The organism is Psychromonas sp. L1A2, assembly GCF_009828855.1.
In the GTDB taxonomy this organism is placed as follows: domain Bacteria; phylum Pseudomonadota; class Gammaproteobacteria; order Enterobacterales; family Psychromonadaceae; genus Psychromonas.
Genome location: NZ_WUAG01000001.1, coordinates 2,335,315 through 2,358,048, shown reverse-complemented (window position 1 = coordinate 2,358,048; position 22,734 = coordinate 2,335,315). Strand labels below are relative to the sequence as shown.

At 35.9% G+C, this 22,734-nt stretch carries 18 protein-coding genes; 13 read left to right on the top strand and 5 right to left on the bottom strand.

From position 1 onward, the window contains the following. Window positions 1-41: 41 nt before the first annotated feature. Both GQR59_RS09945 and GQR59_RS09940 read left to right on the top strand, forming a co-directional pair. Window positions 42-1,046 (top strand): transposase, encoded by a 1,005-nt coding sequence (locus GQR59_RS09945; RefSeq protein ID WP_160062095.1) that lies wholly within the window; start codon window positions 42-44, stop codon window positions 1,044-1,046. 498 nt (window positions 1,047-1,544) lie between these two features. Continuing rightward, window positions 1,545-2,234, top strand: a complete 690-nt coding sequence (locus tag GQR59_RS09940; RefSeq protein ID WP_160062093.1) for a S1 family peptidase — start codon at window positions 1,545-1,547, stop codon at window positions 2,232-2,234. A gap of 249 nt (window positions 2,235-2,483) precedes the next feature. Here GQR59_RS09940 and GQR59_RS09935 read toward each other — a convergent pair whose 3' ends face one another. Further along, window positions 2,484-3,122 carry an SDR family oxidoreductase gene (locus GQR59_RS09935; protein ID WP_160062091.1) on the bottom strand — a complete coding sequence of 213 codons (639 nt, stop codon included), beginning with the start codon at window positions 3,120-3,122 and terminating at the stop codon, window positions 2,484-2,486. 884 nt (window positions 3,123-4,006) lie between these two features. Here GQR59_RS09935 and GQR59_RS09930 point away from each other — a divergent pair. Together GQR59_RS09930 and GQR59_RS09925 are read left to right on the top strand one after the other, a co-directional pair. Then, window positions 4,007-4,429, top strand: a complete 423-nt coding sequence (locus GQR59_RS09930) for a BLUF domain-containing protein (protein WP_160062089.1) — start codon at window positions 4,007-4,009, stop codon at window positions 4,427-4,429. 146 nt (window positions 4,430-4,575) lie between these two features. Further along, the gene (locus GQR59_RS09925) at window positions 4,576-4,872 is read left to right on the top strand and encodes a hypothetical protein (RefSeq protein ID WP_160062087.1); all 297 of its coding nucleotides are present in this window, start codon (window positions 4,576-4,578) and stop codon (window positions 4,870-4,872) included. A gap of 223 nt (window positions 4,873-5,095) precedes the next feature. Here GQR59_RS09925 and GQR59_RS09920 read toward each other — a convergent pair whose 3' ends face one another. Then, window positions 5,096-6,325 (bottom strand): multidrug effflux MFS transporter, encoded by a 1,230-nt coding sequence (locus tag GQR59_RS09920; protein WP_160062085.1) that lies wholly within the window; start codon window positions 6,323-6,325, stop codon window positions 5,096-5,098. A gap of 133 nt (window positions 6,326-6,458) precedes the next feature. Here GQR59_RS09920 and GQR59_RS09915 point away from each other — a divergent pair, with 133 nt between their 5' ends. From GQR59_RS09915 to GQR59_RS09895, 5 genes are all read left to right on the top strand, one after another. Continuing rightward, the gene (locus GQR59_RS09915; RefSeq protein ID WP_160062083.1) at window positions 6,459-6,956 is read left to right on the top strand and encodes a MarR family winged helix-turn-helix transcriptional regulator; all 498 of its coding nucleotides are present in this window, start codon (window positions 6,459-6,461) and stop codon (window positions 6,954-6,956) included. A 1,094-nt stretch (window positions 6,957-8,050) separates the two neighbouring features. Further along, window positions 8,051-9,961: a RecQ family ATP-dependent DNA helicase gene (locus tag GQR59_RS09910; RefSeq protein ID WP_160062081.1), complete on the top strand. Its 1,911-nt coding sequence runs from the start codon at window positions 8,051-8,053 to the stop codon at window positions 9,959-9,961. A 557-nt stretch (window positions 9,962-10,518) separates the two neighbouring features. Continuing rightward, window positions 10,519-11,328 (top strand): sugar-phosphatase, encoded by an 810-nt coding sequence (gene yidA / locus GQR59_RS09905; RefSeq protein WP_160062079.1) that lies wholly within the window; start codon window positions 10,519-10,521, stop codon window positions 11,326-11,328. A 218-nt stretch (window positions 11,329-11,546) separates the two neighbouring features. Continuing rightward, a complete protein-coding gene (locus GQR59_RS09900; RefSeq protein ID WP_160062077.1) occupies window positions 11,547-12,209 on the top strand; it encodes an NADPH-dependent FMN reductase in 663 nt (220 codons plus the stop codon). 744 nt (window positions 12,210-12,953) lie between these two features. Next, window positions 12,954-13,682, top strand: a complete 729-nt coding sequence (locus GQR59_RS09895) for a methyltransferase family protein (protein ID WP_160062075.1) — start codon at window positions 12,954-12,956, stop codon at window positions 13,680-13,682. Between the two features lie 718 nt (window positions 13,683-14,400). On the opposite strand, the gene GQR59_RS09890 is transcribed toward GQR59_RS09895, so the two are convergent. Next, the gene (locus GQR59_RS09890; protein ID WP_160062073.1) at window positions 14,401-15,189 is read right to left on the bottom strand and encodes a phytanoyl-CoA dioxygenase family protein; all 789 of its coding nucleotides are present in this window, start codon (window positions 15,187-15,189) and stop codon (window positions 14,401-14,403) included. A gap of 323 nt (window positions 15,190-15,512) precedes the next feature. Then, the gene (locus tag GQR59_RS09885) at window positions 15,513-16,934 is read right to left on the bottom strand and encodes an aminotransferase-like domain-containing protein (RefSeq protein WP_160062071.1); all 1,422 of its coding nucleotides are present in this window, start codon (window positions 16,932-16,934) and stop codon (window positions 15,513-15,515) included. A gap of 264 nt (window positions 16,935-17,198) precedes the next feature. On the opposite strand from GQR59_RS09885, the gene GQR59_RS09880 reads away from it, so the two are divergent. The 3 genes from GQR59_RS09880 to GQR59_RS09870 all read left to right on the top strand — a co-directional run bounded on the left by GQR59_RS09880 (window position 17,199) and on the right by GQR59_RS09870 (window position 18,635). Next, window positions 17,199-17,459, top strand: a complete 261-nt coding sequence (locus GQR59_RS09880; RefSeq protein WP_160062069.1) for a hypothetical protein — start codon at window positions 17,199-17,201, stop codon at window positions 17,457-17,459. Between the two features lies 1 nt (window position 17,460). Continuing rightward, entirely contained in the window at window positions 17,461-18,069 is a 609-nt protein-coding gene (locus GQR59_RS09875) for a LysE family translocator (RefSeq protein WP_160062067.1), read from the top strand. A gap of 272 nt (window positions 18,070-18,341) precedes the next feature. Beyond that, the gene (locus GQR59_RS09870; RefSeq protein ID WP_160062065.1) at window positions 18,342-18,635 is read left to right on the top strand and encodes a putative quinol monooxygenase; all 294 of its coding nucleotides are present in this window, start codon (window positions 18,342-18,344) and stop codon (window positions 18,633-18,635) included. 208 nt (window positions 18,636-18,843) lie between these two features. Here the strand turns inward: GQR59_RS09870 and GQR59_RS09865 are convergent, their stop codons facing one another. Next, window positions 18,844-19,317 carry a peptide-methionine (S)-S-oxide reductase gene (locus GQR59_RS09865; protein ID WP_160062063.1) on the bottom strand — a complete coding sequence of 158 codons (474 nt, stop codon included), beginning with the start codon at window positions 19,315-19,317 and terminating at the stop codon, window positions 18,844-18,846. A 488-nt stretch (window positions 19,318-19,805) separates the two neighbouring features. On the opposite strand from GQR59_RS09865, the gene GQR59_RS09860 reads away from it, so the two are divergent. After that, the gene (locus tag GQR59_RS09860; RefSeq protein WP_160062061.1) at window positions 19,806-22,607 is read left to right on the top strand and encodes a bifunctional aconitate hydratase 2/2-methylisocitrate dehydratase; all 2,802 of its coding nucleotides are present in this window, start codon (window positions 19,806-19,808) and stop codon (window positions 22,605-22,607) included. Window positions 22,608-22,734 lie beyond the last annotated feature (127 nt).

Sequence of the window (22,734 nt, the reverse complement as noted above, 5' to 3'; positions counted from 1 at the left end):
TTTTATAAATGCGTATTTTTGCATTTAGGAGGTAGTTTATTATGACTCAATCTCGCCAATCACAAGTATCATTATCTGATACACCTTATTACCACTGTGTTTCGCGTTGTGTTCGTAGAGCTTACTTATGTGGTGAAGATAAATACACCGAAAAATCCTTTGAACATCGCCGTCAGTGGGTTGTTGAGCGAATGCATTACCTCGCTTCTCTTTTTAATATTGATATCTGCGCTTACGCTATCATGTCCAACCATTATCACCTGGTATTGCACATAGATGAGCAACATAATGAAAGCCTAACGCATGAAGAAGTTTGTGAGCGTTGGTGTCAGCTCTATTCAAAACCTGTATTAGTTGAGCGTTGGCAATCCGAGCAAACCACCTCAGAAGCAGAAAATAAAGCCGCATTAACTATTATTAATGGGTGGAGAGGGCGATTAGCTGATATTTCATGGTTTATGCGCTGTTTAAATGAATTCATTGCGCGCAAAGCGAATAAAGAAGATGAATGTTCAGGTCGTTTCTGGGAGGGAAGATTCAAGTCTCAAGCATTACTAGACGAAGATGCGTTATTAACCTGTATGGCCTATGTCGACCTAAATCCAATTCGCGCCAAAATGGCAACTAGCGTTGAAACATCAGAATATACATCAGCTTATGAGCGCCTATTACCTTGCAAAAAAGCTGGTGTTGCCCAACAACAAGACAAACCGTCAGATTTATATCATAAGAAACCACTGTTTGGCTTTATTGGTGATGAAAATCAAAATGATACGCAGAGTATTCCATTTTCACTATTAGATTACATCGAGCTTGTCGATTGGAGTGGCCGTATTATTCGAGAAGATAAACGGGGGGCTATTTCAAGCCAACGGCCTAGGTTATTATCAACATTAGGCTTAGAAAATGATATTTGGTTATCATTGGCGAGTAGTTTTGGAAAAGATTATCACGGAGCGGTGGGCTCTTTAGAAGCATTAGCTGCTTATGCAGGTAACACAGGCAAACGTTGGATAGCCAGTAAAAACCAATTACGGCTGCATTAAGTCGCGTATTTTTTATTTAAAACAAAATAAACACACTATTAGCAGCGGCTAACATCAGTCATACCTGAAAAAGTCATTATTTGCGAAAACTTCTCTTAATTTATGATTTTCTACTATCAAAAATTTTTAGGTTACCGTTTTAATAATGGAAATAGGATTATGTTTGATGGTTTAAGTCGATGGATGTCCGTAATTTTGGCATTCATTGGATACCCACTAGTTAATTACAATAAAATCAAAGCTTTAGGATGTAAAGGTGATGGGTGTCCAGCACTTTCCAAGGCACTATTCAAGGCTACAATGGCATTGCCATTAACTCAATAAATCCCGCATATTTAGCCCTCTAATCCCATTTATGACTCAATTTAATCAATTAGTTAACAAAAACAAAATAATCTATTTAATCTCAAGTAAATGTAAGCTACTGTCATTTTTATTTAAAATAAACAGGCTGAAAATGAGAAATTCTACAGCCTCGTTAGCACTACTGGAGAAAGTATGAATTTTGGTGATTTTCAAATACCGCTATTAATTGCTAAAAAAAGCATAAATAAAGGCCATGTTAACCTACAAATCGATAGATATGCAGGAGTTGCTTTCTATGTTGGTGACAAAGGTAAAGTTGTAACTTGCCGTCACATAATTCAGATGGTGCAAGATGATGAAGTATTAGTTGGTAAATGTTTAGTTAGTAATCAAATATTACCTATATCAAACATTAAAGAGCATCCTAAGTTTGATTTTGCCATGGGAGTTTTCCCTACAACACATAAGTATTCAACTTTTCCTATAGAAAATGTTGAATTATCTTTGGGTCAAGACGTTAGAGTTTTTGGGTTTAATAATATTGGTAAAGTAGGCGAGAATGTAGAAGTAAAAGCTAGGCTACTAAAAGGTTACATAGTTTCAATTAGTGATAAGTCTGATCACCCTGAAGCTAAATCAATTACAGAGTTATCATTTCCATCACTTAAAGGTTTTAGTGGAAGTCCTTTGGTAAGTACGCAGACAGGTCAACTAGTTGGAATGATGTTTAGTAATCTTGAATCTTCGATTGAGGTACATTCATTCATGGATGTAGAAGAAAATGGAGATAGCTTCAAAGAAGGGATTTATAGAATTATTGAATTAGGCCTAGCGCATCCAGTTAAGGATATAATTGAATTTATGTCTGAACTTGAAAAGTAGTGCTAACAAACAAAGAAAGATCTGGACACCCAACTATTTGAATATTTAGGAGGTAGTCTATTATGACTCAATCTCGTCAATCACAATTATCATTATCTGATACACCTTATAACGATTAACTATATAGCTTTTATGTTGCCATTGTTGAGAGAGCCTTAATATAACGACTCCCTCAATATCACTCTGTTTTACCTTATTGCCTGCTTATTGACTAAATAATGGATATTTAGCTATCACAGGTATGAAGACTTATGAAGGTAATACTTCATCAATACTTTTACTACCGTTAAAAATTTCCGTAATAGTGCTTTTCTTAGGTGGATTTTTCACAGAAAATAACAGTGCTTTAGCCACGTCATCGCGCGTGATTGTGGCTTGTTCTTTTTGCTCTGGTCGCTGATTAGTAAACTTGCCTTTACCTGTGTCATTGGTGAGCGATCCCGGGCGTATAATTGAATAATGTAAGCCACTGTGTATTAGATGTTCATCTGCCATGTGTTTTGCCACTAAATAGGGGTGCATATTTTCAGGCCCCTCTGATGGTGCGTCTGCACCAATCGAACTGACCATAGTAAAATGCTTCACATCGTTATTTTTTGCATAATCGGCTGCTCTGCAGGCTGCCCATAAATCTATCAGTATGGTTTTATCTACGCCAGTGTGACCGCCAGAGCCCGCCGCAAAAACAACATTTTCACAGTGTTTGAAAGCATGTTCAAAGTCTTTGTTAAGATCCTCTTCAATAATTGATAGTTTGTCATCATGAATATCTGATAGTTTGCTTTTATCGCGTACAAGTGCAACCACATGTTGATTGTTATCTAGCATCAATTGTGTGAGTTTTTTACCAATTTGACCACTTGCGCCAATAATTAATGTCTGTTTCATTTTATCTCCTGCTAGGTTTTAAGATTAGGTTTATATCATTAAAAATAATGCTTACTTTAGTTATTGTGAGTTTAGTTATTGCTTCTAGTTACTTATATTGTTCCTAGTAATTAGGGCTAGATAAGCCCTAGACTCAATATCACCAACATTAGAGGTGCAACTACTGTTCCACTTTTAATTGACTGATATAAAAGGATTAAATAATTTCTTTCTATAAGTTACATGCAATAAGTACAGAGGGGGTTGTAAGATTTACACGTGTAACTTGTTGTTTGCCTATGCGAAAAGTAGGGAAAAGTAGTGAACAACCAATTGCTCCAGTTCTATTAGTGCTTCGGAACGAAATCCACTTTTTTGAATTCAAATAATATAAGCAAGGATATGGTTATTAACTACCGCTACAAAGTTTAAAGCTTGAGGAGCTGCATTTAAATTGCATTGCAACTATTCAAATGAGAGGTTTTGTCTTGGAAATGCTAATTGATGTATTTGAGCAGTATCATCAAAATCGGTAAAAGCCATAAAACGTATTATCATTTTCAACTCTCGTTTAGAAACAATCATCATGCGCTTAAGGGGCTAGGTTATCTAACTGCATTAGGATTAAAATAATTAGCCTTTAGTGCCGATTCTGTTCAATGGGGTGCTGCTTATTTATTAGCAGTAGGTGTAAACGATGAGTCGATCAGAACCGGCCAATATACCAATAGGTAACATACTTTTTAGTGGCTCAAATCGGCTTCCATTAGAGAACTATGTAGGCTTCCATTAGAGAGCTATGAATAAATTTTGTTAATTTAAATACTACTTTTTGTATATTATTGTTTTAACAGACTATAGTTAATTTAATTATCTAAAAACTTTATCAATAGGTTGGATTAACTATGTTTGAATTACTTTATACCAGTGTGGCACCTCAATGCTTATCGGAAGCTGAGCTAATGGATATTTTAATAAAATCCCGAATCAAAAATAAGGAACTCGGTATCACTGGTTTGTTGATTTATCATGACAGGGAGATCATGCAAATACTGGAAGGTGAAAAAGCCACAGTTAAAGCGTTGTTTCAAACTATTTGTGACGATCTGCGACATACCAGTGCAGGTGTGTTTTATGAAGGAAATATTAAAGAACGTGCGTTTACTGATTGGTCTATGGCCTACAAATCTTTAGATGAAGAAGCTGTAAATAAAATTACACACGGTTATCAAGGTCTAAATAAAGCATTATCACCTGTTAATATGTTGTTAGAAAGCAACAACAGAGGAAAAAAGGCATTCATTTCTTTGTGTGATAATTTTAGATGATGTGTGATAATTTTAAATAATGTCTGATTGAGTTAATTATCGTCTGATAACTTTAAATTGCTTCTTGTTATGTTTAAAGTGCGTGCTTAATCATTGGTTAATTACATATTATTTGTCACATTTATTTTATCTGTGAAAGGAAGTGTATGAGTCTTTGTTACGAAGTCGCTATATTTAAAGTAGAAAAACACAATATTCCAAGAGTGATCGAACTTAGTCTTTTAATTTTTAATGAAATTAATGCTGATGAAAAGGTGATTACATCTTACGATATACTGCAAAAAACAGATGTTGCAGATCAAGTCTGTTGGCAACTGACTTGGATTAATGAACAAGCCGTTAAATCAACTGCGCTAAAATGGCCAAACTTACCGAGCACAAAAGAATTAGAATCGCTTGTGGGTGAAAAGATCTATTACGGTCATTTTTTGAGTTCAATTTAATAAGATAATGGATTGACTCAGCCGATATAAAAAAATTAAGGTTGAACAATATAGAGTATGGCTAGTTTTAATGAGTAGAGAGGCGTGTTGGTACTATTATTCAAGTTGGAGATTTTCCTAAAGCGAGAAATCCTGCCTTTTTTTAGCCTCTTTTCTGTTATTACCCTGCTATAGCTCTGTCATGGCTCTGTGATTTTTTACAACAAAAAATAATGTAAACCTTCTATGTTGTAGATTCAATTTCATCTGCTAATCGCGCTTGTTTATTACTGCGAATGACCGCTGTTAGCGCAATGCTTGACGATATCAACATGATGATCGCGACAGGTTGTAAGTAACCCATACTAATAAAAGCGGCTGATGCACTAATCGTAGCACCCATCGTACATTGAAAAGCGCCTAATACTGCAGAGGCTGTTCCGGCATCTTTTCCAAAATACTTCAGAAAACAAGCATTCGAATTTGCCATAACCCCACCATTAGCACTGATCATGATAATAAAGCCGATAACAGTGAGTGTTAAGCTTTTAGGCTCTAAGAAGCTGGAGAACACTAATAAAAGGCCACCCGTGAATTGCATGGTTAAGAAACAACGTAATAAAATAGCAGGTTCGAAACTATTTAATAACACGGTATTTAATCGGTTAATAATAATGATACCAAGAATATTAGCTGCGAATAACATGGAGAATGTGTCAGTACTGACTTTAAAAATCTCCATATAAATCATCGATGAATTAGTGACAAAGGTCATTAATACGGCAAAGGCAAATGCTTGTGCAATCAAATAACCAATTGCTTGTTTATGTCTAAACACATCTATAAATTTAATGCCTTTTCTGCGTTCTACGGTTATGGCCAATTCTTTCTTTTGTTTAGAGGATTGATGCGGAATAAATATTTTTGCCAACAAAATAGCTAAGCATGAAAATGCAGCCATAAAGTAAAAAATCCAATCCCAACTATGAATGGATAAGATAAAGTTACCGATGGTAGGTGCAATCGATGGGGCAATCATCATGATTAAAGATACTAAGGCAAACAGTTTGGCTGCTTCTCTGCCATCGGCATTATCACGAATAGTGGCAGGTACTCCTACGATTGCAATGCCACCGCCAATGGCTTGAAGCAATCTCCATGACCATAACTCGCTGATGTGTGAGCTGGTGGTGAGCAATACACTAGCAAAGGCAAAAATACCGAGGCCTAACATCATGATTGGTAAGCGACCATGTTTATCTGATAACGGTCCACCAATGAGTTGTCCAATCGCAAGACCAAAAATGTATAAGCTAACGGTCACCGATAGCATTGAGATATCAACCTGCATTTCATTGGCAATTAATGGCAGGGCGGGCAAATAGCTGTCGATTGCAAATGGTGAAACCGCGTATATCGATGACAGTGTCACTATTAAGCGTTTACTGACTTTATTTTTATTAGTTTGTGTCATTTTGACCTCTTATTTATCTTGCCAGTGAGATAATAAGTGGATTTTATCTTACTGGCAAGATATCTTCTTGTTAAGACGTTGTCATAAAGAGTTGGCACAAATGATTAAAAAATATCAATAAGAGTAAAAGAAAATGAGTGCAAAAAATAGTATGAGAGAAATGCAGCGTGAAGTTCGTGAGAACTGGCCTGAATGTGCTGACACTATCTCGTTTTCTTTGTTAAAAATGACGCGTATTCATGAATTATTCAAACATGAAATTGAATGTTGTATTGAACAGTATCAATTACAACAAGCTGACTTTAGTGTGTTAGCAACATTACGACGCAACCCTGAACCTTATTGCTTATCTCCCACTGCTTTATATCGCAGTATGTTTTTCAGTTCGGGTGGTTTGACAAAAATTTTAGGACGTTTAGCTGATGCGGGGTTGATTGAACGTATAGATAACCCAGAAGATAAGCGAAGTAAGTTAGTACAGTTAAATCATAAAGGTAAACAGTTAGTAGAGACGATCATGCCGGAGTTACATAAGCAGAGTAATTCGTTGCTTGAAGTACTTTCTGAAGACGAAACGTTACAGTTAGAGAGCTTGCTGCAGAAAGTGTTAGACCATAACGAAAAAAACTAGCTTCGACTTTGTACCTAAAAACTTTTAAATTGTCTCGGATCGCTGGCTTAAGTCTGCAGTTTTTTGTGTATTGTTTATGCTTTGTATGAAGAAGTGGATAAGGTTAAATATTTGTCAGCTGAAGAGTACGGCAAAGGTAAAAACATAAAAGGATTAACACAAAACCCCTGCAAGCTGAAAACATGACTCGCAGAGCTCTTCTGCTCATCACACTAGGCTTTGCCTAATTCGCCATGCGCCCCGAATTCAGAACATAAAAGGATTAACACAAACCCTTGTAAGTTAGAGAGTGATCGCTAAGTCAAAAGGTTAATCGTTTAAAGGTGTTTGAGTTTTTAAGGTTTTGGGGCGCTGGCTTCAGCCTGCAGAGTTTTGTGTGTTGTTTATGCTTTGGGCGAAGAAGTGGATAAGATTAAATATTCGTAAGCTGAAGAGTATGGCAAAGGTCAAAACATAAAAGGATTAACACAAAACCCCTGCAAGCTGAAAACAGGACTCGCAGAGCTCTTCCGCTCATCACACTAGGCTTTGCCTAATTCGCCATGCGCCCCGAATTCAGAACATAAAAGGATTAACACAAACCCTTGTAAGTTAGAGAGTGACGGTTAAGTCAAAAGGTTAATCGTATAAAGGTGTTTGAGTTTTTAAGGTTTTGGGGCGCTGGCTTCAGTCTGCAGTTTTTTGTGTGTTGTTTATGCTTTGCGTGAGGGAGTTAGGTTAATTAAATATTCGTAAGCTGAAGAGTATGGCAAAAGTAAAAACATAAAAGGATTAACACAAACCCTCGTAAGTTAGAGAGTGACGGTTAAGTCAAAAGGTTAATCGTATAAAGGTGTTTGAGTTTTTAAGGTGTCGGGGCGCATGCTTTAGCCTGCAGAGTTTTGTGTGTTAGTCAAGACAGTCATATGAAGTAGTAGTGTGACGTTAGTAATCAGAACATAAAATAATTAATACAAATAACGGTAATTTAAAAGTAAAACAAGCCACATACAAGGTGAAAGTAGAGGTGGCATTCATACAAATACTCTCAACTATACTTCAACTATATCTTAACTATGCTATAAATAAGCATTAATCCTTTTTTAGGTCTTTTTATGTATTCTACCCTACAGCAATATTTTGGATTTGATCAATTCAGACCGGGCCAAGAGCCGGTGATTCAAGCGCTCCTTGACGGCCATAGCGCTGCTGCTATTTTCCCTACTGGTTCAGGGAAGTCTCTTTGTTATCAACTTCCTGCATTGCATTTACCGCACCTGACTTTAGTAGTTTCTCCTTTGTTAGCGCTGATACAAGATCAACTGGAATTCTTACAAAGTAAGGGGATTAAAGCCGCGAGTATTCAGTCTATGCAAAGCCCTGCTGAGTCTGCACAGGTTTATAAAAGTGTTGCAAATGGTGAGATCAAGATTCTATTTATCTCGGTAGAACGTCTTAACAGCGAACGTTTCAGGGCCTTTTTGAAGAAAGTACCGATTTCATTGTTAGTGGTCGATGAAGCCCATTGTATTAGTGAATGGGGACATAATTTCCGTCCTGATTATTTAAAGTTAGCGAGTTACCGTGAAGAGTTTGCTATTCAACAAGTCCTTTTATTGACAGCGACTGCAACATCAAAAGTAATTCATGATATGGCCGCTAAATTCCATATTGATATTAGCAATATTACTTTGACCGGATCTTATCGTAGTAACTTAAACTTATCCGTTGTCGGTGTTGATGAAGCGAGTAAGTTACCGACCTTATTACCTTGGTTAAAAGACCGACAGCATAGCGCTGGCATTATTTATGTGACGCTACAGAAAACGGCAGAGCAAGTGGCGGAATCTTTATTACGACAAGGTGTACAAGCGACGGCTTATCATGCTGGTTTAGATTCTGAAATAAGGCAAGGTATTCAGCAACAATTTATGAGTGGAAAAATACCGTTAATTGTTGCTACTATTGCCTTTGGTATGGGCATTGATAAAAGCGATATCCGTTTTGTTGTGCATTATGATTTACCTAAATCCATTGAAAACTATGCACAAGAAATTGGTAGAGCCGGACGCGATGGCCAACCTTCAGATTGTTTAGTGTTAGCAAACAAAAATAACTTAAATGTATTAGAAAATTTTGTGTATGCCGATACTCCGGAAGGTTCTGCTATTGACTTCATTATTAACGAAATCTACCAAACTCAAGGGCATTGGGAAGTGGTAATGAACAGTCTTTCCACTCAATCTAATATTCGTTTATTAGCCTTAAAAACCTTACTTGTTTATTTAGAGTTGGAACAAGTAATAGAGCCTGCTTATAGTTATTACGCCGAATATAAATACAAATTTTTAGTCCCTGAAAATGAATTGGTTTCACGTTTTCATGGAGAAAGAGCGCAATTTGTACAAACTATATTGGCAACATCAGACAAAGCTCGGACTTGGAGTACACTCAATTTTGAAAAAATGCAGCAAACTTATCAGTGTGAAAGAAGTCGAGTATTAACCGCCATCGACTATTTGGATCAACAGGGTTTGATTGAGCTGCAAACAAAGCAAATGACACAAGTCTATAAAGTAGATAAATCTCAGATTACAGGGGATTTATTGGGTGAGTTAACGCAACGATTTTCACAGAAAGAAAGCAGTGAAATTCAACGTATTCATCATTTATTAGCTTTTTTTGCGAGCGATCAATGCCTTAATTTACAATTAGCACAGTATTTTTCAGATGCTAATTTGCAAAGTGCTTGTGGGCATTGCTCTGTTTGTGCAGGACATCCTGCGATTATGCCTGTCGTTGCTAGTTTACGACCATTACAACAATACGATGCTGCACAGCAGTGTATTGAAATATCAGAAAAGTTAGGGATTCATGATAGTGCTGTGTTGAGAGCGCGCTTTTTTTGTGGGTTAACAACGCCTATTTTTACACGTTTAAAAGTTCGTCAATTAGCAGGGTTTGCATCACTGGAAAATTATCGATTCTCGGGATGTATTAGCGTGGATAGAGGAAGGGTGCTTTAAATAATTTTTACATAGCTTGGGTATCTTTTTACATCGTTTTATTCGCTATTTTAGTTATTAATACCAATCACACTAATTAAGTTATCTATTTTACTTGTTAAAATAACTTATTTCTTCGTTGTAAATTTCGTAAAGGGAACAACCATTTAGCTCAATTTTCACCTTGGACTAAGTCATTTTTCCTGCGCAAAATTTAGATCACTTATTTAATGTAATCGGTATAACTTCAGTTCTGGATAATGGAAACGTAATATTCGACAGATTTAATATGTTAGGTTTTTATATGATACGGTATCGTTAGTTTCTGCTTTGTTTTTTAATTGGAGCGGTTATGTAACGTACTGTAACTTAATGTAAATTGTTACAGCATTCGCAATTCGTGTCATTTAAATAAAGTAAGCTCGTTATATAAGAAACTTAATGAGCAATGTTTGTTAATGAATAATGTTTGTTAATAACACTAAGAGAGAATAATTAGTTTATTAGCTGGCATTCAAAACATTCAAATAAAATATTAAAAGGTATGTCTTACACCTTAATTAAATAGTGGAGTCAATATGTACAAACTAATTGCCTTAGATATAGATGGCACATTACTCAATTCAGATAAAGAAATGTCGAATGAAAACAAAGCTGCAATTGCAGCGGCTCGTGCAAAAGGTGTGCGAGTTGTATTAGTGTCAGGACGACCTACAAGTGGTATGAGACCGTCATTAAAAGAATTAGGTATGGATTCAGATGATGACTATGTTTTAAGTTTCAACGCTTCTGTAGTGCAAAAAGTAAAAAGTGAAACAATTATTCGTAGCCAAATATTAACGGGTGCAGATGCAAAGAAGTTAGCTAAAGTAGCTCAACAATATAATGTTGATATTCATGCCTTTTCTCATCAAAAAGGTTTAATCACACCTGCGCATAATGAGTATACAGATCTAGAATCTAACATTAATGGTGAGCCTATTACCTTGATTGATTTTGAAGAATTAGCGGATGATGAATTGATATTAAAAGTAATGTTAGTCGATAAACCAGAGAAACTGTCTGCTGCCATTAAACAGTTGCCTGCTAGTTTGCATGAAGAGTTTACCATTATGCAAAGCGCTCCTTATTTTTTAGAGTTTTTAAATTTAAATAGTAATAAAGGCATTGGTGTTAAAGCGCTTGCTGAACATCTATCGATTCCTATGGAGCAAGTTATCTGTATGGGTGATGCCGGCAATGATTATCACATGATTAAATACGCTGGGTTGGGTGTTGCAATGGGCAATGCGACTGATGATATAAAGGCTATTGCCGATCATATTACGGCGAGTAATGATGAACACGGTGTTGCAAAAGCTATTCAAAAATTTGTATTAGATGTTTAATTAAAACAGGTGCTTTATTGAGATTTTAGGTTGTCTATTGTAAGTTTGATTAGTTAAACAACTAACTTATTAAAAGTATTAAATGTCTACTATGCTTTATTATTTAAACACTTATTATTCGTTATCTAGTAAATACAGTTATCTTTTAGAAAACAGTTTTCTATCAGAAGAAATAGATTTATTGCTAGATATGTAATTTCCATGACGGAGAGTTATTAATGAAGTTTCTGGTTTTTTTAGGAACGGTTCGTGATAGCACACCACCAAGGCCTGCACGTCTTGGTGACCGAGTTGCTAAAGCCTGTATTGAGTGTTTAACTCGTCGATTCGGTGATAATGAGTTTGAACTGGTTGATGCTTTAGATTATCCATTAGAAAGTGTTTTTAAACCGCATTTTTCTTATTCAAAAAGCCAAGTCCCAGTAGCATTAGATAAACTCGCTAAGAAAATACAAGAAAGTGATGGTTATATCATGATCAGTCCTGAATATAACCATTCAATGAGTCCCGCTTTAAGCAATCTATTAAATCATTTTGGTAGTTCTTTATTTTCCTATAAACCAAGTGCGATTGTTACTTACTCTGCAGGACAATGGGGGGGAATGCGTGCCGCCGTTGGGTTGCGATCTTTCCTTTCTGAGTTAGGTTGTTTGTCGGTTTCATCGATGATTCATGTCCCTAAGGCACAGGATGTTTTTACTGAAGCTGGGGAAATGAAAGAAGGGCAAGTGGAAAGTGCTTGGTTTGATTATTTCTCTCAAACATTTAGTCAATTAGTTTGGTGGGCTGAAGCAACCCATCAGCACAGAATGAAGGTCGATCCACAAACAATAAATAAAACCTTTAAAACAACACCTGCTGAGCGAAATGCTCCTTCATAATTTATACCAATCAAACTAATACCAATCACACTAATTAGCTGATCTATTTTACTTCTTGGATTTAGAGCATAAGTAAATAACTTATTTCTTCGTTCTAAGTCTCGTACGTAAAGAGGACAACCATTAAAGGGTTAACATCTTTTGGTTAATTCTCCGACAGACGATTAACGAAGTTAATTTTCAAAAAGATCTCAACTTATAACCTAAACTATTTTTACTGTGCCAATTTTAGATCTCTTATTTAATGTAATTAGTATTACTACTTACTTTTAAACTTTAGAGCTTAGAACTTAGACCTTCTCTAACGTTATCCTAGTGTATTTACTTTATTGGACAATTTTTAAATACATACTCATCACCATTTAAGGTGTAAAAATCGGAAAGTCGTAAGATAAACAGATTCTAGGCATAAAGGTAAAGATCTAACGGGTAAATCCAGACTTTATAACAACGAAAACGATTGCCTCGCGACTTGCCTTGGCATTCGAGTTAACGCCTGAATAATGCATCTTGATTAGTAACGGGTATATTAGAATAATGATAGGGGGTAATTATAAATAAAATTCAATTTTCTATAAAATTTCTCTAGTCGATTCGGATTATCATTGCCTTTATACTATAATAAAAATCACTCAACTGTTTGATTAAAATACACGTTTTTATATGGTGTTTTCTTACTATAAAAAATGACGTGGTCAATGTTTAAATCGAATTCAAATGAATAAACGTGGTTAATAGAGCAATATGACATTTTACGGTAACCAGTTAGATATAACAGAATTTACACGCTTTTACTTAGCTGCTTTTTATACTTTTGTTGCTGTTTTTTACACGGTTAAAGTGCTTGTTAATAAACGCCAGATCAATAGGCAGTCCAGCAATCAGGCTAGTATTCAACTTAGTACTCGAAATGATAGTCAACATAACACACAAAATGGCTCTCAAAATGACCATCTAGATAATAATCAACAAGAGGTAATATTCACCGGAGAGCGCTTTTGTTCTACATGGTGGAATCACATGACATTTCGTGTGTTTAGAGCCACTATCTGGATGGTATGTTTAGCTAGGTTGTTTCTTCCTAACGTTGATAATTATTTAGGTATGTTGTTCTTTTCAGAGTCATTCAGTATTGTACTTTTAGGTAATATTTTACTAACCCTAGGGTTTATGATGACTGTTATTATTCATTTTAAAATGGGTAAGCAATGGCGTTCAGGTATTGATCCGTCAGGTCCTAAGAAACTCATCACGGATGGATTTTATAAATTTTCACGTAATCCCATGTTTTTGAGTATTGCACTCTCTCAGTTTGCTTTTTTTCTTGCGCTACCTTCTTTATTTTCATTACTTTGTTTTATCATTGGTGTAATGGCTTTATACCGTCAAATTCTTTCCGAAGAAACGCATTTATTACAGCATTTTCCAGAACAATATAATATATATTCAACAAAAGTACGAAGATGGTTGTAAGGCTCTTTAAGATTTTGGGGCGCATGCTTTAGCCTGCAGTTTTTTGTGTGTTAGTAAAGAAAGTCAGATGCAAGTTATAAAGTGTACATTCATCTAATCTGTTAATGCCACTAATACCAATCACATTAATTAACGAAGTTAATCTTCGAAAGGCTTTAATTTACGCCTTCAACTAAGTCATTTATCTTGTGTAAAATTTAGATTACTTATTTAATGTAATCGGTATAAATTAAATCTGATTTTATTAAATACCTCATTGTTAAGCATCAAACGAATCTTATTAAGATTAAATAACCAACACAAAACCCCTGCAAGCTGAAGCATGCGCCCCGAATTCAAAACATAAAAGGATCAACACAAAACTCCTGCAAGCTGAAAACAGGACTCGCAGAGCTCTTCCGCTCATAACACTAGGCTTTACCTAATTCGCCATGCGCTTCGAGGTCAAAAAATAAAAGCAATTAACGCTAAAATGGGTAAGTTCAAAAGTGGCTGCTAATTTGAGAAAATTAACTGTGTAATGATGTTTAAGGTTTTGGGGCGCTGGCTTTAGCCTGCAGTTTTTTTGTGTGTATTTTTATATTTTGGTATTTTGAGGTTAAAGAGTTAGGTTGCTTCAATTTGTTTAAACTGAAGATTGAGTTAAAGGTTAAAGTCTAAAAAAAAAACAACACAAAACCCCTGCAAGCTGAAGTGCGCGCCCCTCGGTCAAAAGTGATTAATATTCACTTAATGACTTTAAATAAAGCGTGTTTTTAAATATTGTTGGGTTGGTGATTTTTTCTAACATAACTTCATCTGGTAAACAGTCGTCGTCAACATAGTCTACAAAGTCACCTGTAGCATCAAAAATCAAGGTATCAAATGCTAAACGATCTAATCCGTACAGACCTCGGTGGATCATGTCGGCTGAGAATACTAATAAATCACCGATCTTTAATGGAATCTTTTTTCCTGTTGATAGATCATCGCTGCTAAATTTACGTTTTCTTGCAAGGCGAACATCTAACTCTTCCTGAGTGTCCCACTGTTTATGAGAACCAGGAACTAACTCCATACCGGGTTCATCGAATAATGGAACACGAAAGTGCACAACTTGGGTATCTTGAATGGCTTTTTTCTGACCTTCAATATGATGATCGTATTGACAGTCACGGTGCCAAAAGTTTTCTTGTTGGCGACGTTGTGGATTAAAAAATAATTGTGTATTCATAAAAGAGGGATCGTTTGTTATCACTGTACTGATGATGTTCATCATTTTTCTTGAACTGATGAAGTTAAATAATTTTAAACGATCTTGGCTTTGTAAATATTGGCTTCCAGTTATTAATGAAGAGTTAAAGGCTTCTTTTTTGAAGAAGGTTTCATTATCTACTTTCCATGTCTCATGGAAGATGAGTATTGTTTCTCTTAATGCTGATATTTCAGCCTCAGTAAAATAATTTTGTATAACGAAGTAACCTTGCTGATCATATTCGTTTTTTAAGTGATTTAAATTACTAACCATTTACCGTTGCTGCCTTTATTCTATTTTTAAATTCGATGTCGCTAAATGCTCGATTTTCGCTATTTTCTCGTTTGTTTTTTGATATACGTTTTAGTCTTTTTTTGAGACTAGGTTCTGAACTCTGTTTAGGATTAGGCTTCAACTTTAGTCTCTGTTTCAAAACATGTTTAGTCTAGTTTTCAGAATTCCTGCTATGCTTTATTTAAGCTATGCAGTTGTTGTTTTAATTCAATAGTCTTATGAAATCGGTTTAACGATAAACAAACTTCACGTTATTTTTGGAAACGCATGATAGCGGAATATTAGTAAAACACCCATTAAGTTTATTGGTTATTTTCCTTTTGTTGCTCGATGTAAAACCCTAATTTACCAATAGCTTGCTCACGTTCAATTTCAGTTTTTTCACTAAAGTTTAAGCGCATACAATGTCGATATTTTCCTGTCGCAGAAAACAGAGTGCCAGGTGCAATACTGACGTCGCCACCTTTACATTGAGTGGCTAATTTTACGGCATCAAACTTTTTGTTGAGCTCTACCCATAAAACATAACCTCCTTGTGGAAAACTGATACGAGTATCTTTTGGAAAGTATTGTTTAATACATTTAATGAGGTGATCTCGTCCTTGTTTGTAAAGCAAACGTACTTTACGCGTATGGCGATTATAAGCCCCTGATTCAATAAAATCTGCTATAGCCAGTTGCGGCAATGTCGGACACATTGAACTACTGACGTATTTGACATGGGTTACTTTATCGCGATATCGACCCGGTGCAATCCAGCCTACGCGTATTCCTGGTGCGACGGTTTTTGAAAATGAACTGCATAATAAAACGCGACCATCTTCATCAAAGGATTTTATTGTTTTAGGTCGAGGGGATTGGTAACTAATGTCGCCATAAATATCATCTTCAATAATGCTGATATCGTAACTTTGAGCGAGCTGATAAAGTCGTTTTTTATCAGCTTCAGGCATGCTATATCCCATTGGGTTGTTAGCGGTTGGCGTGACTAAAATAGCTTTAATAGGCCATTGGTCGAGTGCTAATTCTAATGCCGCTAAACTTAATCCATTTTCTGCATTGGTTGGGATTTCAATTGCTTTTAAGTTAGCCGCTTTGATCGCTTGCATTGAACCATAAAAACTTGGCGACTCAATGGCCACTATATCACCTGGTTCTGTGACGGAACGTAAACACACTGATAAACCTTCTTGGCAACCTGATGTGATAACCAGATCGTCAGGATGTAATACGCAACCTGAGTTAATGGCTAATTTGGCTATCTGCTCTCGCAGTTGTAATGTGCCTTTAATATTGCCATAGGGAAGGCTGAGCGCTACTTGATGGCGCATTAATGATGACATTTTTTTTAATAAAGGATTCAAACTCGGCACACTCATGTTTGGCATTGCATGTTGTAATTGAGTCGTAGAGACATCTTCTTTTGCGAGTAATACTTCTAAAACATCTTGCCATTGAGATACATCAATAGGACGCTGTGCTGGACGAGAAGTGATCGGCAAGGTAGGCGTTGTGGTTTTATATGCAACAAAATAACCTGATTTTGGTCTTGCTTCTATTAAGCCTTCCATTTCAAGTTGATGATAAGCTTGTTGTACCGTGGAGATACTGACGTTATGTTCAGCGACTAATTGACGAATAGAAGGTAATTTGTCGCCTTCAACAAATAAGCCGCTATGTATATTTTCACGTAAACTATTCGCCACTTTATCGTATAACTTCATTTTCCATCTCCCTTTTAGCATTATGCCCTGTCGTTATTTTTGGATACAGTTTTATATTAAACGATATTTGAAACATTTAACCATACAGATAGGTCATAAAATCAACATACAGCCAGTAATTATAATTATCTGTATCTAAAAATTAAATAAAATTGAGTCTGTATTGAAAATGGAGCTTGTCTACAATGGTTTCTAGTCGCTTAGTTCAGCCTTCAACCCTCAGCTAAGCGAATTATATAATTGTTTAATAAAAGGATGATTGTGATGAATACTAGAAACACAATAAGTAGATTAATAAGGCAATACCAGACCCGACAGCAATTAAATGATTTGCCTTTGTATTTGATTGAAGATATTGGAAAAACACCTGAAGAGATTAAACATGAGTTAAGTAAAAATTCATTTAAGTTAGTTTGGGTTAACAAGTTAAGTGCGTTAAAAGCGGATATCAATAAAGAGATGAAAATTAATCTCTTAAGTCAGCCACTCAATAGATTATTTAGCCAGCTATTAAGGGGGGCTTAATATGGATATCTCTTTGTTGCTAGCCATCTCTTTATTTGCTTTTGTCATGTCGGTGACGCCTGGACCTAATAACATTATGTTATTAGCATCGGGTGCTCAGTTTGGTTATCAAAAGACATTACCGCATGTCTTTGGTATTTTATTAGGTATTGCTAGTTTATTGGCGTCAGTTCTACTGGGGTTAGGTGCGGTGCTCGAACGTTATCCTGATATCTATAATGTATTAAAAGTATTAGGCAGCCTTTATCTGTTCTGGCTTGCTTGGAAAATCACTACAGCATCGACAGATCCTGGTTCAATCAATAACGCACAAACAAATACTAAACCTATGACTATATTAGGTGCTGCTTGTTTTCAGTTTGTAAACCCTAAAGCGTGGGCAATGTGTGTCGGGAGTATCAGTACTTTTACGTTAGCAGGCGAACAATACCTTGAATCAGGTTTATGGATCATGTTGTGCTTTGCTTTAAATGGATTTATTGCGATCAGTTTATGGGCTTACCTTGGTGTCGGTATTGCACAGCGGTTAACGACGATTAAGCGTAAAAAAGTGTTTAATTATACGATGGGCGCAATGACGATCGGAACATTATTTTTTATATTGAATTAGTTTTTTATATCCAATTGGCTTTTTCATATTGAATGAGTCTGTATCTTTAAAGTGGAAGCGCAGTCATTGGCAATATTGAGCACTTCAGAGTTGAATCTACCCGTTAATTAAAGTCACGTTAGTTGAAAGCTCATTAACTAAGGCTATGTAACTAACGCTATATAACTAACACTACATAACCCATATTACACAGCTAAAATGGGTCAAGAATGAACACATTGATTAATCAATAATACAGTTTAGCTTATTTGAAATAAGAGATAGGGATTGAAATGAACAGAGAAATAAAATTAGTGATATTAATTGAAGTTCAGACTGGACAAGCAGATCAACAAATTGCGCTATACAATAAACTTAAGCTTTTAGTATTAGCTGAATCAGGTTGTTTACAATATGAAATGAGCCGAGTAACGGGTAGTGAAGTTCAATTTGTATTAATAGAGTCATGGAAATCACAAGATGCGTTAACTTTACATGATCAAACATTGCACATGAAAGAAGCTGATGCGTTGAGCCCCTCATTTAGAGTTGGGTCGGCAAAAGTGATTCAGTTATTTCAGCTTTAATTGCACGTTTTTAACTATTTTACTTTTAACTAATGGGTCTTCGATTATTGAAGGTTCATTATTAATTATGCATTTATGCTGTTTTTAATACTTATGTCTTAAATAAGTTAACAGAGAAAAGGTAGTGTTCTTAAGTCGCTAAATTTCCCTGTTAATTTATGTGTATTTTGTATAACAGTTATTGAAAAGCGTGCTTCACGTTGGCTATCTATTTTTTGTACTTGTAAAGCTTTTCTATAGGAATGTGACAATAGTCATCGGGGAAGTTTTGTAATCTATCTTGATGCTCGTCTGCGCTTTTTATATAGTTTGTTAATGGTTGAACTTCTACTGCAATTTTTTCATGATCACTTCTGCTGCTAATTATCTCATTAACGTCAGCTAGATGAAGTAATGAAGTGGAGTAAATGCCGGTACGATATTTTTCGCCAACATCAATACCTTGTTTATTAATGCTGTATGGGTCAATGATTTCAAAATAACAGGAAATTAATTGCTCTAAAGAAATGATGCTTGGATCAAATTGAGTTCTAACACATTCGGCATAACCATCGTAATCCCCATCTAGCTGTTGAGTTTTGCCATTTGCTCTGCCCACTTCTGTAAACGCAATGCCGGGTACGTGCCTTAAATATTCTTGGACTCCCCACAAACACCCGCCAGCTAAGTATATTTCTTGCATCTTATTTCCTCTAAATCCATGCCTTTAAAAAGCATTGTTATTTTGCCAATAAGTTAATGAATAATTAAAGATGATTTAAGCAATCAAGCAGTAAAAAGCCAAATAATAGATTAATAATATTTAAATTCAGTTTATTGAGCGAGCTGATATAAATCAAGTCTCTCTATGCTGGTGGGTGTTTTATTAAACAGATTGTTTAATTTAGTATCAAAGGATTTTAATATCCTTTATATTACTAAGGAATTAGATGCCTTATTTATTCAAAAAAACACAAACTAATGATGAATACATTTGTTTTATTAAACATGTTAATCAAATGTTTTATGTTTGTTTTTCTTGTTACTGATAATGATAATCATATGGATGATTTAGAGCTTCATTTTATTGAATTATATCGTTTTATCTGAGAGCTGAGTGGCTATCTATTATTCATGTTTATGGTATATAATGTTACGTATGTTAAATTATTGTTATTATTAGAGGTATAAATGAGCCTGTATTTAGATTACTTAAATGAAATAGAAGATCGTAAAGTTGAAGGTCTACATCCACTACCAATTGATAAAGGTGACTTGTTAGCTGAGATCATCACTCAAATCAAAGATACTGGTAATGAACATCGTGAAGCTTCACTTAATTTCTTCATCTATAACACTTTGCCTGGTACGACTAGTGCGGCTGGTGTTAAATCACAATTTTTAAAAGAAATCATTCTTGGTCAATCTGTTGTTGCTGAAATTACACCAGAATTCGCTTTTGAATTGTTATCTCACATGAAAGGGGGTCCTTCGGTTGAAGTGCTTCTTGATTTAGCCCTTTCAGATGACGCTTCAGTAGCAACGCCTGCAGCAGAAGTATTAAAAACGCAAGTATTCCTATATGAAGCGGATACAGAACGTCTTGAAGTTGCATTTAAAGCTGGTAATGCGATTGCTAAAGATATTCTTGAAAGTTATGCTCGTGCAGACTTCTTCACTAAACTACCTGAAATTGCTGAAACAATTGATGTAGTGACTTATATTGCCGCTGAAGGCGATATTTCAACGGATTTACTCTCTCCTGGTAACCAAGCTCACTCTCGTTCAGATCGTGAATTACACGGTAAGTGTATGATCACACCTGAAGCGCAAGACGAAATTCAAGCGTTACAAAAAAAATACCCTGGCAAAAAAGTCATGCTAATTGCTGAAAAAGGCACAATGGGTGTTGGTTCATCTCGTATGTCTGGCGTGAACAACGTGGCACTATGGGCTGGTGAACAAGCAAGTCCTTATATTCCATTTGTTAACTTTGCACCGGTTGTTGCTGGTACAAATGGTATTTCACCAATATTTTTAACAACGGTTGGTGTAACAGGTGGTATTGGTTTAGATCTTAAAAACTGGGTTAAGAAAGTAGATGCTGATGGCAAAACTATTTTAAATGAAAGCGGCGACCCAGTACTAGAACAGACTTACTCTGTTGAAACAGGTACTGTGCTTACTATTAATACTAAAGAGAAAAAACTATATAACGGCGATAAAGAATTGGCTGATGTTTCTTCTGCTTTCTCGCCTCAAGCTGTTGAGTTTATGAAAGCCGGTGGTTCTTACGCGATTGTATTCGGTAAGAAACTACAAACTTTTGCTGCTGAAACACTAGGTGTTCCACTAGAGCTAGTATATGCGCCTTCTCAAGAGATCTCTCATGAAGGTCAAGGTCTGACTGCTGTTGAAAAGATCTTCAACAAAAATGCAGTGGGCGTAATGTCTAAAGCGGCTTTACATGCGGGCTCTGATGTTCGTGTTCAAGTTAATATCGTTGGTTCACAAGATACGACTGGATTAATGACTTCTCAAGAACTTGAGTCTATGGCTGCTACAGTTATTTCTCCTATCGTTGATGGTGCTTACCAATCAGGTTGTCATACCGCGTCTGTTTGGGATAATAAAGCGCAAGCAAACATTCCTAAATTAATGGCGTTCATGAATAAGTTTGGTCTTATTACTGCACGTGACCCTAAGGGCGTTTATCGTCCAATGACAGACGTTATCCATAAAGTACTTAATGATATCACTGTTGATGATTGGGCTATTATTATCGGTGGCGACTCACATACTCGTATGTCTAAAGGTGTTGCTTTCGGTGCCGATTCTGGAACAGTTGGTCTTGCGCTAGCTACCGGTGAAGCAACTATGCCAATCCCTGAGTCTGTTAAAGTTACCTTTAAAGGTGAGTTGAAAGACTACATGGATTTCCGTGATGTTGTTCATGCCACTCAAGCTCAAATGCTTAAACAGTTTGGTGATAACGTATTCCAAGGTCGTGTTATTGAAGTACATATAGGTACTTTATTGGCTGACCAAGCGTTTACATTTACCGATTGGACTGCTGAAATGAAAGCTAAAGCATCAATCTGTATTTCACAAGATGACACATTGGTTGAGTCTTTAGAAATCTCAAAAAGCCGTATCCAAATCATGATTGATAAAGGTATGGATAACCAAATTGAAACTCTTAAAGGCTTAATTGCAATCGCTGATAAGCGTATCAATGAGATCAAGTCAGGTGAAAAAGCGGCACTTGCACCAGACAATAATGCTAAATACTTTGCTGAGCTAATTGTTGATTTAGACCAACTTGATGAGCCAATGATTGCTGACCCAGATGTTAATAATGCAGATGTTTCTAAGCGTTATACTCATGACACCATTCGTCCTGTTTCTTTCTATAAAGGAGAGAAACAAGTAGACCTTGGATTTGTTGGATCATGTATGGTGCATAAAGGCGACATGAAGATAATTTCTCAAATGCTGAGAAACTTAGAAGATGAAAGCGGTAAAATCCACTTTAAAGCGCCATTAGTGATTGCGCCACCAACATACAATATTGTTGATGAGCTTAAAGCTGAAGGTGATTGGGACGTACTTAAGAAGTATGCTGGTTTTGAGTTTAATGATGATGCTCCAAAAGAGTCTGCTCGTACTAAATACGAAAATATCATGTATCTTGAACGTCCAGGATGTAACCTTTGTATGGGTAACCAAGAGAAAGCAGAGAAGGGTGATACTGTAATGGCAACTTCAACGCGTCTTTTCCAAGGCCGTGTTGTTGAAGATACTGAAGGTAAAAAAGGTGAGTCTCTATTATCATCTACTCCAGTTGTTGTACTTTCAACTATCCTTGGTCGTACACCAACCATGGAAGAGTACAAAAATGCTGTTAAAGGCATCAAATTAACTGACTTTGCTCCACCACTAGATGCAATGACAACTGAACCAGTTGAATTTATTCAAGTGAGTAACGTTTAGATCACTGAGCAAAATTGGTTTTTTGATATTTAAAATAGTATGAAGTGTTAATAATATTTAATACTCATTCTACAAAAATTACCTTAAGCCAAAACTCATATAAATTAAGGATTGTACTCGAAAGAGG